10 protein-coding genes are annotated in these 13,063 nt (G+C 72.5%); 8 read left to right on the top strand and 2 right to left on the bottom strand.

Features of this window, described 5'->3' with window-relative positions:
• Window positions 1–61 precede the first annotated feature (61 nt).
• The 7 genes from ACFVTF_RS15880 to ACFVTF_RS15850 all read left to right on the top strand — a co-directional run bounded on the left by ACFVTF_RS15880 (window position 62) and on the right by ACFVTF_RS15850 (window position 9,564).
• Window positions 62–1,288, top strand: coding sequence for a homogentisate 1,2-dioxygenase (locus tag ACFVTF_RS15880; protein WP_387813967.1), 1,227 nt, complete (start codon window positions 62–64; stop codon window positions 1,286–1,288).
• Window positions 1,285–2,220 carry a hypothetical protein gene (locus ACFVTF_RS15875; protein ID WP_387813965.1) on the top strand — a complete coding sequence of 312 codons (936 nt, stop codon included), beginning with the start codon at window positions 1,285–1,287 and terminating at the stop codon, window positions 2,218–2,220. Before ACFVTF_RS15880 ends, ACFVTF_RS15875 begins: the two co-directional genes overlap by 4 nt.
• Window positions 2,217–3,440 (top strand): fumarylacetoacetase, encoded by a 1,224-nt coding sequence (fahA, locus tag ACFVTF_RS15870; RefSeq protein WP_387813963.1) that lies wholly within the window; start codon window positions 2,217–2,219, stop codon window positions 3,438–3,440. Before ACFVTF_RS15875 ends, fahA begins: the two co-directional genes overlap by 4 nt.
• A gap of 312 nt (window positions 3,441–3,752) precedes the next feature.
• Entirely contained in the window at window positions 3,753–4,799 is a 1,047-nt protein-coding gene (locus ACFVTF_RS15865) for an enoyl-CoA hydratase/isomerase family protein (protein ID WP_387813961.1), read from the top strand.
• Between the two features lie 158 nt (window positions 4,800–4,957).
• On the top strand, window positions 4,958–5,620 hold the full coding sequence (locus tag ACFVTF_RS15860; RefSeq protein ID WP_371520309.1) for a GntR family transcriptional regulator: 663 nt from the start codon (window positions 4,958–4,960) through the stop codon (window positions 5,618–5,620).
• Between the two features lie 225 nt (window positions 5,621–5,845).
• Window positions 5,846–8,590: a pyruvate dehydrogenase (acetyl-transferring), homodimeric type gene (gene aceE / locus ACFVTF_RS15855; RefSeq protein WP_387813959.1), complete on the top strand. Its 2,745-nt coding sequence runs from the start codon at window positions 5,846–5,848 to the stop codon at window positions 8,588–8,590.
• 188 nt (window positions 8,591–8,778) lie between these two features.
• Window positions 8,779–9,564: an enoyl-CoA hydratase gene (locus tag ACFVTF_RS15850; protein WP_371520303.1), complete on the top strand. Its 786-nt coding sequence runs from the start codon at window positions 8,779–8,781 to the stop codon at window positions 9,562–9,564.
• A 136-nt stretch (window positions 9,565–9,700) separates the two neighbouring features.
• Here the strand turns inward: ACFVTF_RS15850 and ACFVTF_RS15845 are convergent, their stop codons facing one another.
• Window positions 9,701–11,515, bottom strand: coding sequence for an NAD-binding protein (locus tag ACFVTF_RS15845; RefSeq protein WP_387813957.1), 1,815 nt, complete (start codon window positions 11,513–11,515; stop codon window positions 9,701–9,703).
• Window positions 11,516–11,700: 185 nt separating this feature from the next.
• On the opposite strand from ACFVTF_RS15845, the gene ACFVTF_RS15840 reads away from it, so the two are divergent.
• The gene (locus ACFVTF_RS15840; protein ID WP_371520298.1) at window positions 11,701–12,300 is read left to right on the top strand and encodes an HdeD family acid-resistance protein; all 600 of its coding nucleotides are present in this window, start codon (window positions 11,701–11,703) and stop codon (window positions 12,298–12,300) included.
• A 79-nt stretch (window positions 12,301–12,379) separates the two neighbouring features.
• Here ACFVTF_RS15840 and ACFVTF_RS15835 read toward each other — a convergent pair whose 3' ends face one another.
• Window positions 12,380–13,015: a DUF6461 domain-containing protein gene (locus ACFVTF_RS15835; RefSeq protein WP_371520295.1), complete on the bottom strand. Its 636-nt coding sequence runs from the start codon at window positions 13,013–13,015 to the stop codon at window positions 12,380–12,382.
• Window positions 13,016–13,063: the final 48 nt, after the last annotated feature.

The following is a 13,063-nucleotide window of genomic DNA, read 5'->3' as shown; positions in this document are numbered from 1 at the left end:
GAGTACGGTCGGGCGTACCGTGAGGACGGTCGGCTGAGCACGGTCGAGGAGGAGCAGGGAGATGGCGTACTACCGGCAGCTGGGCAGCATCCCGCCCAAGCGGCACACCCAGCACCGCACACCCGAAGGCGGGCTGTACTACGAGGAGTTGATGGGCGAGGAGGGGTTCTCGTCGGACTCCTCGCTGCTCTACCACCGGGGCATCCCCTCGGCCGTGGTGAACGCGGTGCCGTGGGAGCTGCCGGACCAGTCCACGGTGCCCAACCACCCCCTGCTCCCCCGCCACCTCAAGCTGCACGAGCTGTTCGCGGACCAGGAGTGGAAGTCCGCGGACGTCGTCGGCAGCCGCCGCCTGGTCCTCGGCAACGGCGACGTGCGGATCTCGTACGTCGCCGCCGGGGCCCCGAGCGAGCTCTACCGCAACGGGCTCGGTGACGAGTGCGTGTACGTGGAGTCCGGCTCCGGCACGGTCGAGACGGTCTTCGGCTCGATCGAGGTCGGCCAGGGCGACTACGTGATCATCCCGCGCGCCACCACCCACCGCTGGGTGCCGGCCGGGGACGAACCGCTGCGCGCGTACTGCATCGAGGCGAACAGCCACATCACCCCGGCCAAGCGCTACCTCTCCAAGTACGGGCAGCTGCTGGAGCACGCGCCGTACTGCGAGCGGGACTTCCGCGGCCCGGTCGGCCCGCTGGTCGTCGACGCCACGGAGGACGCCGCCGGGGGCGCCTCCGGAGACGTCGACGTGCTGGTCAAGCACCGCGGCCCGAACGGCGTCTCGGGCACCCGCTACACCGTGCCGCACCACCCCTTCGACGTGGTCGGCTGGGACGGTTGCCTGTACCCGTACGCCTTCAACATCCGGGACTTCGAACCGATCACCGGCCGGGTCCACCAGCCGCCGCCGGCCCACCAGGTGTTCGAGGGCAACGGCTTCGTGATCTGCAACTTCGTTCCCCGCAAGGTGGATTACCACCCGCTGTCGATCCCGGTACCGTACTACCACGCCAACGTGGACAGCGACGAGGTCATGTTCTACTGCGGCGGCGACTACGCGGCCCGCAAGGGCTCGGGCATCGGCCAGGGCTCGATCTCGCTGCACCCCGGCGGGCACACCCACGGGCCGCAGCCCGGCGCGTACGAGCGCAGCATCGGCGTGGAGTTCTTCGACGAACTCGCCGTCATGGTGGACACGTTCCGCCCGCTGGAGCTCGGCGAGGGCGGCCGGGCCGGCGAGGACGGCAACTACGCCTGGACCTGGGCCGGGCGGGGGCCCGGGCGATGAGCGCCGCCTCGTCCGCCGTGCCCGACTCACCGGCCACCGGGGCGATCCCCGAGCTGTTCCGCGGGCTCTTCGACGACGCCGCGGTGTTCCCCCCGGGGAACCTGCCGATCGCCGAGGCGGTGCCCGCGCACCGCGGGCACCGCGCGGCCTGGTACGCCGAGGCGGTCGGCCCGCTCCTGTGCGGGGCGGGCCGGCTGGGCGAGTTGGCCGCGGCGGTGGCGGGCGGTGCGGCGGTGGCACCGACCGGCACGCCGGCTTCGGGCGGTGCGGCGGAGGGCGGTGCGCCGCTCAGGGTCGGGCTCGTACTGCCGGGGGGCAGTGCCGAACTCGGCCCGGCGCTCGCCGCCGCCGCGCCCTTCGAGCTGGCCGGCGTCGAACTCGCCGTCCGGGACGCCGCCGAGGCGGTCGCCGCCCTGGACCGGCTGCTGCCGCCGGACGTCCCGGCCGCCATCGAGCTGCCGCGCGAACTCCTGCGCGGCGACGGCCTGGGCGAAGTGCTGGACGTGCTCATCGACAGCCCCTACCGGGCGAAGTTCCGCACCGGCGGGGTGGTGGCCGAGGCGTTCCCGGACGAGGAGGAGCTGGCCGCCTTCCTCACCGGCTGCGCGCTGCGCGGGCTGCCGTACAAGTGCACCGCCGGACTGCACAACGCCGTCCGGCACACCGACCCGGCCACCGGCTTCGAGCACCACGGCTTCCTCAACGTGCTGCTGGCCGCGCAGGAGACCGACCGGGCCGCGGCAGCGGCGGTGCTGGCGGAACGCGACGGCGCGGTGCTGGCCAAGGCCGTCCATGAACTGACCGATCGTCAGGTTACGGTGATCCGGAACTCGTTCACCGCGTTCGGCACGTGCAGCATCACCGAACCCCTGGACGACCTGGCCGCGCTCGGCCTGCTGCCGTCCACGCCACAGCCCCAGGAGGACCGTTGAGCACCACCCCCCGCAGCTGGCTCGCCAGCGCCCAGGACTCGCCGTTCGGCGTGCACAACCTGCCGTACGGCGTGTTCACCGCCGCCGACCAGCCCGGCCGGCGCCGGATCGGCGTGCGCGTCGGGGACTTCGTGCTGGACGCCGCGGCGGCCGCCCAGGCGGCCGGGGCGCCGTCCGCGCTGCTGGCCGCGGACTCGCTCAACCCGCTGATGGCGGCGGGGCGTTCGACCTGGACGCAGGTCCGGGCCGACCTCACGCGGTGGCTGACGGACGAGTCCTACCGCGAGGCGCTGTCGCCCGCGCTGCTGCCGGCGGGCGAGGTCCAGCTGCACCTGCCGTTCGAGGTCGCCGACTACGTCGACTTCTACGCCTCCGAGCACCACGCCACCAACCTGGGCCGGATCTTCCGCCCGGGATCGGAGCCGCTCACCCCCAACTGGAAGCACCTGCCCATCGGTTACCACGGGCGGGCCGGCACGGTGGTCGTCTCCGGCACCCCGGTGGTGCGGCCCCACGGGCAGCGCAAGGCGCCCGCCGACCCGGCGCCGTCGTTCGGGCCGACCCGGCGGCTGGACATCGAGGCGGAGGTCGGCTTCGTCGTCGGCACCCCGTCCGAGCTGGGCCGACCGGTCACCCTGGACGACTTCCGCGAGCACGTGTTCGGCGTCTGCCTGGTCAACGACTGGTCCGCGCGCGACATCCAGGCCTGGGAGTACGTGCCGCTCGGCCCGTTCCTCGGCAAGTCCTTCACCACCTCCGTCTCCCCGTGGATCGTCCCGCTGGACGCCCTGCAGCACGCCCGGGTCGCGCCGCCCGAGCGCGACATCGAGCCGCTGGCGTACCTGGACGACCGCGGCGGCGAGCCGTGGGGACTGGATCTGGCGCTGGAAGTCCGGCTGAACGGGCACCTGGTGTCCCGGCCGCCGTTCGCCTCGATGTACTGGACGGCACAGCAGCAGCTCACCCACATGACGGTCAACGGCGCCTCGCTGCGTACCGGCGACCTGTTCGCCTCGGGCACCGTCAGCGGACCGGAGCCGGAGACCCGCGGCGCGCTGATCGAGCTGACGTGGAACGGCGAGGAGCCGCTGAAGCTCCCGGACGGCACCACCCGGACGTTCCTGGAGGACGGCGACGAGGTCACCATCACCGCCACCGCTCCGGGGGCGGACGGCGCCGTCATCGGCTTCGGCGAGGTGACGGGGCGGGTCCAGCCGTAGCCGGTCCGCCGCCGCCGGCCGACAACTGACGGCGAACAGATCACAGATAACAGATCACAGATCACAGGCGACAGATAACAGCTGACAGATTTCATCATCTGTCAGCTGTTATCTGTTACCTCCACCCCTTCCCCGAACTTCCCCTCGCGCACCGAACCCACCGCGTCTACAGGCCCGCCCCACCGGTGGCGACGATGTCCTCGCGGCCCGTCGGCCGGCCGGTCAGGTGATCACGGCTCCGCGCCGCCCCGGTACGGTGGACGACAGGAGTCGTCAAGACCGAGGGACGACCGGACGACGGGAACGGACCCGATGAGCGCAGAGGTGGCGGAGGTCCAGGTCTCCCTGGACGGCGGGGCCGGACGGATCGTGCTGAACCGGCCGCGGCCGCTCAACTCGCTGACCCACGGCATGATCACCACCGTCCACGCGACGCTGGCCGAGTGGGCCTCGGACGACCGGGTGCGCACCGTCGTCCTGACCGGCGCCGGCGAACGCGGCCTCTGCGCCGGGGCCGACCTCCGCGCACTGCACGACGACGCCAAGGCCGGCGGGGCCGGCACCCGGGCCTTCTTCCGCGACGAGTACCGGCTGAACGCGCTGATCGCCCACTACCCGAAGCCTTACGTCGCGGTGATGGACGGCATCACCATGGGCGGCGGCGTCGGCCTGTCCGCCCACGGCGCGGTCCGGATCGTCACCGAACGTTCCACCGTCGCGATGCCCGAGACCCGGATCGGGCTGGTCCCGGACGTCGGCGGCAGTCGGCTCCTCGCGCTCGCCCCGGGCGAGTTGGGCACCCACCTCGGCCTCACCTCCGCCTCGATGGGCCCCGGTGACGCGCTGCTGTGCGGGTTCGCGGACCACTTCGTCCCCTCGACGCGGATCGCGGCGCTGCTCGACGCCCTGGCCGAGAGCCCCGACGCGGCCGCCGTCGTCGCCGCGCACGCCGAGCCCGCGCCGGGGGCCCCGCTCGCGGAGCAGCGCGGCTGGATCGACGCCTGCTACGCGGCCGACACCGTCGGGGAGATCGTCGAACGACTGCTGAACTCCGGTGTGGCGGAGGCGAAGGAGGCCGCGGAGCTGGTCCTCGGCAACTCCCCCACGGCCGTCACGGTGACCCTCGCCGCGCTGCGCCGGGCCCGCACGCTCCCCTCCCTGGAGGCCGTGCTCGACCAGGAGTACCGCGTCTCCTGCGCCGCGCTGGGCGGGCACGACCTGGTCGAGGGCATCCGCGCCCAGGTGATCGACAAGGACCGCACCCCGCGTTGGTCCCCGGCGGCGCTCGCCGAGGTCGGGGAGGCGGACATCGCCCGCTTCCTCGCCCCGCGCGTGGGCGACGAGTTGGGCCTGGCCTGACCGGGCGGCGCCGCCGGCCCCGCACCGCCGCGCGCGATGAACCTCACGCCGTGAACCGCGCGCCGTGAACCGCGCGCCATGAACCCCGCGCCATGAACCCCGCGCCATGAACCACGCGCCATGAACCACGCGTCACGAACCACGATCAAGGAGCCCGCATGACCCGCCCGAGCCCTCCGCCGCCCGCCGGGGACGCCGACCCGCTGTCCCGGGTGCCGCTCGGCGAGCAGGTGCGCGGACTGCTGCTGGAGGGCCTGCTGAACGGGCGCTGGCAGCCCGGCGACCGGATCGTGGAACGGCGCCTGGCCGCCGAGTTGAACGTCAGCCAGGCGCCGGTGCGCGAGGCGCTGCGCTCGCTGCAGTCGCTCGGGCTGCTCGACGCCGAGCCCAACCGGGGCGTGCGGGTGCGCGAGATCAGCCCGGCCGAACTGCGCGAGGTCTACCAGGTACGGGCCGCGCTGGAACGGCTGGCCGCCGAGTCGGCGGTCGTCCGCCTGGCCGGGGACACCGCCGCCCTGGAGCGGCACGCGGAGCGGATGGCGGCGGCGGCCGGGGCGGGTGACGCGCTCGGGCAGGCCCGGCACGGCGTGGCCTTCCACCGCGAGATCGTGGCCGCCGCCGGCAACGGGGCGCTGCTGCGGACCTGGGAGGGGCTGGGCGTGGAGGTGTGGACGGTGCTGTCGCTGCACCGGGTCCGCCCGGAGCTGCACGAGAACGCGGCCGACCACGCTCCGCTGATCGAGGCCTTCCGGCAGCGGGATCCGGAGGTCGGGCGGCTGCTGGCGGAACACGTCCTGGAGTACGCCGACCGCTCCGCCTGAGCGGATCCGGGCGAGGTCCTGGCGGGTCCTGGCTGGTCTCGGCGGGTCCCGCCCCGAGATTACCGTTCGCATAAAGATGATCGATCATCGCTCATATTACTCTCCAGTAGCGGTTGACGCGCCGCCGAGGCACTCCCTACCGTCCATAGAGACCTTCCATGGAGAGAAATGCTATTCCGCATCCCGGAATAGGAACTCTGAAGCACCGGCAAAGGGGAACCATCCGTGTCCCAGCTCGACCAGCTTCCCGACCGCGACCCCGAAGAGGTCGCGGAGTGGCGCGCCTCCCTGGACGCCGCCAGCGACTTCGGCGGAGCGCACCGCGCCGCCCACCTGCTGCGCCGCCTCGTCGAACACGCCGAACTGCGCCGCCTCGACGTCCCGCCACTCCTGGACACCCCGTACGTCAACACCATCCCGACCGGCGCCGAGCCCGGGTTCCCCGGCGACGAGGCGATCGAGCGCCGGATCACCGCCTGGAACCGCTGGAACGCCGCCGCCATGGTGACCAGGGGCAACCACCGCGGCGGCCTCGGCGGGCACATGGCCACGTACGCGTCGGCCGCCTGGCTGTACGAGGTCGGCTTCCAGCACTTCTTCCGCGGCAAGGAGGCAGACGGCTCCGGCGACCAGTTGTACGTCCAGGGCCACGCCGCACCCGGCGTCTACGCCCGCGCCTTCCTCGAAGGGCGCATCGGCGAGGCCCAGTTGGACCGCTTCCGGCAGGAGGCCGGCGGCGACGGCCTGCCCTCGTACCCGCACCCGCGCCGGCTGCCGTGGTTCTGGGAGTTCCCGACCGTGTCCATGGGCCTCGGACCGCTGTCGGCCATCCACCAGGCCCGGTTCAACCGGTACCTGACCGCGCGCGGCATCAAGGACACCTCCGGCTCGCACGTCTGGGCGTTCCTCGGCGACGGGGAGATGGACGAGCCGGAGTCGACCGCCGCGCTCGCCCTGGCCGCCCGCGAGGGGCTGGACAACCTCACCTTCGTGGTCAACTGCAACCTCCAGCGCCTGGACGGACCGGTGCGCGGCAACGGAAAGATCGTCCAGGAGCTGGAGCGCCAGTTCCGCGCCGCCGGCTGGAACGTCGTCAAGTCGCTGTGGGGCGAGGCCTGGGACGACCTCCTGGCCCGCGACACCACGGGCGCGCTGGTGCGCCGGCTCGGCAAGGTGCCGGACGGACAGTTCCAGACCTACGCCGCCTCGGACGCCCGCTACGTCCGCGAGCACCTGTTCCAGTCCGCGCCCGAACTCCGGGCCATCGCCGAAACCGTCGACGACCAGCGGCTGTTGGAGATCGTCGCGACCTCCCGGGCCGGGCACGAACCGCGCAAGGTGTACGCCGCCTACCGGGCGGCGCTGGAGCACCGGGGCGCCCCCACGGTGGTGCTGGTGCAGACGGTCAAGGGCTGGACGCTCGGCCCCGGCTTCGAGGCCCGCAACGCCAACCACCAGATGAAGAAGCTCTCCGGGGCGGAGTTCCGGGCGATGCGCGACCTGCTCGAACTTCCCATTCCCGACAGCGCCTTGACCGGCGAGCTGGTCCCGTACGCGCACCCGGGCCCGGACTCCCCGGAGGCCCGCTACCTCCGGGAGCGGCGCGCCGCGCTGGGCGGCCCCGCGCCCGCCCGCCGGGTGCGCTTCACCCCGCTGCCCGAGCCGCCCGCGAAGCCCTTCGAGGCCCTGCTCAAGGGCTCCGGCACGCAGGAGATCGCGACCACCATGGCGTTCGTCCGGCTGGTCAAGGACCTGATGCGGGACAAGGCCACCGGTCACCGCTGGGTACCGATCGTCCCGGACGAGGCACGCACCTTCGGCATGGAGTCGCTCTTCCCGAGCGCCGGCATCTACTCGCCGCTGGGGCAGACCTACGAACCGGTCGACCGCGACCAGCTGCTCCACTACAAGGAGTCGGCGACCGGCCAGATCCTCAACGAGGGCATCACGGAGGCCGGTTCGATGGCCTCACTGACCGCCGCCGCGACCGCTTACGCCACCCACGGCGAGCCGGTGATCCCGTTCTACATCTTCTACTCGATGTTCGGCTGGCAGCGCACCGCCGACCAGATGTGGGCCCTGGCCGACCAGTTGGGCCGGGGCTTCCTGATCGGCGCCACCGCCGGACGCACCACGATGACCGGCGAGGGCCTGCAACACGCCGACGGCCACTCGCAGTTGATCGCCTCCACCAACCCGGCGGCGCTGTCCTACGACCCCGCCTTCGGGTACGAGGTCGCGGTGATCGTCCGCGAGGGCCTGCGCCGGATGTACGGCAGCAGCCCCCAACACCCGCACGGTGAGGACGTGTTCTACTACCTGACCGTCTACAACGAGCCGCTGCCACAGCCGCCGCTGCCGACCGGCACGAATGTCACCGACGCTACCGACGCCACTGACATCACTGACATCACTGACATCACCGACGGCATCCTGCGCGGGCTGTACCGCTACCGCCCGGCGGAGCCCTCGCCGGACGGCGACGCGCCGCGGCTCCAGCTGCTCGCCTCGGGCACCGCCGCGCGCTGGGCACTCGCCGCCCAGCAACTGCTCGGCGAGGACTGGGGCGTGGCGGCGGACGTCTGGTCGGCGCCCTCCTGGACGGAGCTGCGCCGGGAGGCACTGGACTGCGACGCGGCCAACCTGGCGCAGGCTGCGGCCGGTACGGGCGCGGCGGCGCGCGTCCCCTATGTGACGCGGGCACTGGCAGGGGCGCCCGGGCCGGTGCTGGCGGTCAGCGACTGGATGCGCGCGGTGCCGGACCAGATCCGCCCGTGGGTGGAGCAGGACTGGACGTCGCTCGGCACGGACGGCTTCGGCCTCTCCGACAGCCGGGACGCGGCGCGGCGACACTTCGGCGTGGACGCCCAGTCGATCACGGTGGCGGCGCTGGCCGCGCTGGCGCGCCGGGGCGAGGTCAAGGCGGAGACCGTCCGGCAGGCGGCCGAGCGCTACGGGGTCCGCTTCTGACCCCTGACGTCCCGTGTCCGGAGGCCGCCCGCGTCCGGAGCCCCGGGCCCCGGCTCCGCAGCGGGGAGCCGGGCCCGTGACGACCGTCTCGCATACCAAGACTGGCGCGAGTCGGGGCGCGTCGTAGATCGTTGGACGGTCAGGGCGCGCCCGCGCGGCGCCGAGCAGCGGAATGGGAGTCAACGGCGATGACCGAGACCGAGACCTACGAGACGATCCTGGTCGAGCGCAAGGGCCGGGTGGGGCTGATCACGCTCAACCGGCCGAAGGCGCTCAACGCGCTGAACACCCAGCTGATGAACGAGGTGGTCGCGGCCGCCACCGCCTTCGACCGGGACCCGGAGATCGGCTGTCTGGTGATCACCGGCTCGGAGAAGGCGTTCGCGGCCGGCGCCGACATCAAGGAGATGCAGGGCAACCGGTTCCCGGACGTCTACCTGGACGACTGGCTGGGCCCCTGGGACCGGCTCGGCGCGCTGCGCAAGCCGGTCGTGGCGGCGGTGGCCGGGTTCGCGCTGGGCGGCGGCTGCGAGCTGGCGATGCTGTGCGACATCCTGCTGGCGGCGGACACCGCGAAGTTCGGGCAGCCGGAGATCAAGCTCGGCGTGATCCCGGGCATCGGCGGCTCGCAGCGGCTGACCCGGGCGGTCGGCAAGGCGAAGGCGATGGAACTGTGCCTGACCGGCCGGATGATGGGCGCCGAGGAGGCCGAGCGGGCCGGCCTGGTCTCCCGGATCGTCCCGGCGGACCAACTGCTGGCCGAGGCCCTGACGGTGGCCGAGACCGTCGCGGCGATGTCCACCCCGGCGGCGGTCATGATGAAGGAAAGCGTCAACCGCGCCTTCGAGACGACCCTCGCCGAGGGCGTCCGCTTCGAGCGCCGGCTGTTCCACGCGGCGTTCGCCACGGCGGACCAGAAGGAGGGCATGGCGGCGTTCGCCGAGAAGCGCCCGCCGTCCTTCACCAACCGGTGACCTGGCCGCTCACGGCTGACAGCTGACAGGTAACAGGTGACAAGTAACAGATAACAGCTAACAGATTTCGTCATCTGAAATCTGTTAGCTGTTATCTGTCGGCTACCGGCTGTCGGCTGTTACCTGCCGGCCGCCGTCACGCCTCGTCCACCAGCGCCGTGTTGAGCCGGGCTAGCCCACTGCGGGTGGCGGCGACCACGATCTGGTCGCCGGGGGTGAGGCGCCGGGTGCGGTCGGGGAAGTTCCACTGCAACTGCGTGCTGCGGGCGAACCGGACGGCGATCACCCGGACGCCGCCCGGGTCCTCCAGGTCGTGCCGGTTCATCCCGATCAGCCCGCTGCCGTCCTCGACCGTCAACTCGGCGATCAGCAGCACGTGCCGGAACACCGACAGCATCCCGCGCACCTCGCGCCCCATCAGGGCGGCGGCGAAGGCGGGTGCGGCCAGGTACGAGACCGAGCGCGAGGCCGCGTTGTCCAGCGTCGCGTAGAAGTGCCCGGCGAAGTTGTCATCGAACAGCCGGACCACCACGCGGACTTCGGGATTCCCGTGGCGCGCCTCCAGGGCCGCCTCCAGGTTGGTGGCGTCGTCGCCGCTCACCGCGACCAGCGCCCGGCTGTGCTTCAACCGGGCGCGGCGCAACTGCTCCTCGAACGGGCCGTCGCCCAGGACCACCGGAATGCCGAGCGCCCGGGCGGCGGCGATGCCCCGGGCCTGCGGGTCGCGCTCCATGCAGACCACCGGCACGCCCAGTTCGTGCAGTTGGGCCGCGACCCGGGTGCCGACGTTGCCGAGGCCGACGACGATCACGTGGTCCCGGGTGCCGGCCCCGGGGTTGCGGGGCTGCCCGCGCCGCCCGGAGCCGAGCACCTCGACCGCGATGGCGGTGGCGACCGGAGCGAAGGTGATCCCGCAGATGGTGATCACCACCTGCGCCACCCGCTGCCACAGCCCGCCCGTCCCCGTCCCGGCGGCGATGTCGGCGAGCTGGTCGGGCTGGGCGGCGCCCGCGAGGTCGAGCAGCGAGATGTAGAGGGTCCAGCCGAAGTTCCGGTTCAGGTACCAGAGCACGCCGAAGGCCATCAGCACTGCGGCGAGGGCGGTGAGCAGCACCAGCCGCATCCGGGCGCTGGTGAAGAAGCGCATCATGTCGAGCAGCCGCCAGCGCGCCCGCCGCGCCCAGCTGATCGGTTCCCTGGGTTCGATGCGCAGCGCCTGGAGGGCGGCCACGCCGCCCGGCTCCTCCTCGGGCACCGGCTCCGGTTCCGCGTCGCGGCGGACGCCACCGGGGCGGACCGGCCCGTCGTCGCCGAACTCGCTGGCGAGCCGGACGAAGTCGGCCGAGTCGCCGCGCTGTTCGGGCAGCAGGCGGATCCTGCTGAGGTCCTGGCGGTCGATGTGGTCGGCGACCACGCAGATCCGGTCGGAGGTGATGGCGTCGTCGAAGGCGATGTGCAGGAAGCGTCCGCCGATCTCGACCGAGTTGGGCCGCCCGAGCGCCGCCGCGGCGAAGGCGGGTGCGGCGGTGGCGGAACCGGAGAGCGCGGCACCGTTCCTGAGCAGCCGTTCGATGTTCTCGCCGAGGCGCTGGTTGAACATCCGGAGCACGATCCGGAGGTCCGGGTTGTGGCCTTGGGCGCTGAGCGCCGCGTGGATGTTGTCCTGGTCGCTTCCCTCGACGAGGGCGAGGCCGCGGGCGGTGTCGATCGACACCTCGCGCAGCGCCTCGTCGGTGATGCTGGCGTACTCGACGACGGCGGCGACGCCGGGGAGTTGCTCGATCTGCGGCGCGTGGTCGCGGGTGCGATCGGCGACCAGGACGACGACCGGGACCTCGTAGTGCTCGACGAGTTCCAGGACCAGCCGGTGGGCCAGTGCGTTGCCCCCGCAGACGATGTAGTGCTGACTGACCGGCTCGACCGAACGGGTCCCCCACCCTTCAGAAGTCATACCGCCGGATGATATCGACGGCAGACGGCCGGACGGTGTCGTTCCGGCGACCGGAAGGCCACCGGAGCCGTTCCATCGAACATTCGTCTCCCCCGAACGGCCGTACCCGACGCGCCGGTCGGCGGTGGCCCGGCCAGTCTGGGGTTCGGCCCCTGCCCGTCCCCGGCCCCGAGGAGTACACCACCGTGGTTTCCCCGATCATCACCCCCGACGGTTCCCCGGTCCAGGGTCCGCTCGGCCAGCTCGCCAAGGCCGCCTGGCAGGTCCTGCTGCTCGCCGGAATCGTCTCGCTGGCCCTCGGAATCGTCGTCTTCGTCTGGCCGAAGGAGACCCTGCTGGTGGTGGGCGTGCTGTTCGGCCTCTACCTGCTGGTCATCGGCATCGTGCAGCTGGTCGCCGCGTTCGGCACCCACGCGTCCACCGCAATGCGGGTGCTGGCCTTCATCAGCGGGGCGATCTGCGTCCTGCTGGGGCTGCTCTGCTTCCGCAGCGCGGCGCAGTCGCTGGTCCTGCTCGCGATCTGGATCGGCATCGGCTGGCTGTTCCGGGGCATCACCCAGCTAGCCGCCGCGGTCTCCGACCCGGCGATGCCGGCCCGTGGCTGGCAGGCCTTCGCAGGCGCGGCCAACACGGTGGCCGGTGTGCTGCTGCTGGTCTGGCCGGTCGGTTCGATCGCCGCGTTGGCCGTCCTGGCCGGCTGCTGGCTGGTGGTCCTCGGGCTGATCGAGATCGTGACGGCCCTCCAGATGCGCGGCCGGGCCAAGCAGATCCCGGCGGGGGTCTGACTTCACGACCTGACTCCACGACCTGACTCGACGGTTCTGACTTCACGGGCCAGACTCCACGGGCCAGCAGACTCCGCAGCTAGCGCGTCGGCGCGTAGCCGATCCGGAAGGTGGCGGCCTCCAGCCGTTCCGGTGTGAGCCGGACGCCTGTCAGCCGCTCGGCCAGCGCGAACGCGGCCTCGGTGTGCAGGTCGTGGCCCTCCCCGTCGAGCCGGAAGCCGCAGGCCGTCAGCAGCGCGGGGACACCGGGGGCGTCGGCGTCCGAACCGTGCCGCTGGGCGGGGAACAGCGGCTCGAACCGGAGCCGGCAGCTGCCCTGCTCCCACCAGTTGAAGTGGTCCACCGCGACGGCGTTCCGGAAGTGCGAGACCAGCCGGGTGCCGTCGGCGAGGCGGCGGATGACGTCGGGCAGGCTGCCGAGGTGGCCGAAGACCTCGACGACGACGGCCCACCCGTCGAGTTCGGTGACCGCGACGAGCAGCCGGTCGTCCTCCGGCTCGATCCGGGCCTCCGCCTCCTCGTCCTCCCCGTCGTCGAAGGTCTCCCAGGCGGCGACCACGGCGTCCAGGCCGGTGACCTCCCGACCGGGCAGCGCGCCGAAGCGGCTCAGCAGTTCGTCGGCGGTGATCCCCTCGACCAGCGTCAGGCAGTGGGCCGCCCCGGGGACGGGGTAGCGCTGCTCGAACCAGGTGTAGTCGGTGGCGTGTGCAGTCATGGGCCGATGCTGTCAGCTGCCTGTGACACCGCCGGCCGGGCGGCGGTT

It is taken from the genome of Kitasatospora sp. NPDC057940 (genome assembly GCF_042887425.1).
Classification (GTDB): domain Bacteria; phylum Actinomycetota; class Actinomycetes; order Streptomycetales; family Streptomycetaceae; genus Kitasatospora.
The sequence above is the reverse complement of the archived record's forward strand: the minus strand, read 5'-3'. Positions and strand labels throughout refer to the sequence as shown.

What these genes read in the sequence shown, in the direction of transcription:
- ACFVTF_RS15880 (WP_387813967.1), top strand. Translation starts at nt 62, where the DNA reads ATGGCGTACTACCGGCAGCTGGGCAGCATCCCGCCCAAGCGGCACACC.
- ACFVTF_RS15875 (WP_387813965.1), top strand. Translation starts at nt 1,285, where the DNA reads ATGAGCGCCGCCTCGTCCGCCGTGCCCGACTCACCGGCCACCGGGGCG.
- ACFVTF_RS15865 (WP_387813961.1), top strand. Translation starts at nt 3,753, where the DNA reads ATGAGCGCAGAGGTGGCGGAGGTCCAGGTCTCCCTGGACGGCGGGGCC.
- ACFVTF_RS15860 (WP_371520309.1), top strand. Translation starts at nt 4,958, where the DNA reads ATGACCCGCCCGAGCCCTCCGCCGCCCGCCGGGGACGCCGACCCGCTG.
- ACFVTF_RS15850 (WP_371520303.1), top strand. Translation starts at nt 8,779, where the DNA reads ATGACCGAGACCGAGACCTACGAGACGATCCTGGTCGAGCGCAAGGGC.
- ACFVTF_RS15845 (WP_387813957.1), bottom strand. Translation starts at nt 11,515, where the DNA reads ATGACTTCTGAAGGGTGGGGGACCCGTTCGGTCGAGCCGGTCAGTCAG.
- ACFVTF_RS15835 (WP_371520295.1), bottom strand. Translation starts at nt 13,015, where the DNA reads ATGACTGCACACGCCACCGACTACACCTGGTTCGAGCAGCGCTACCCC.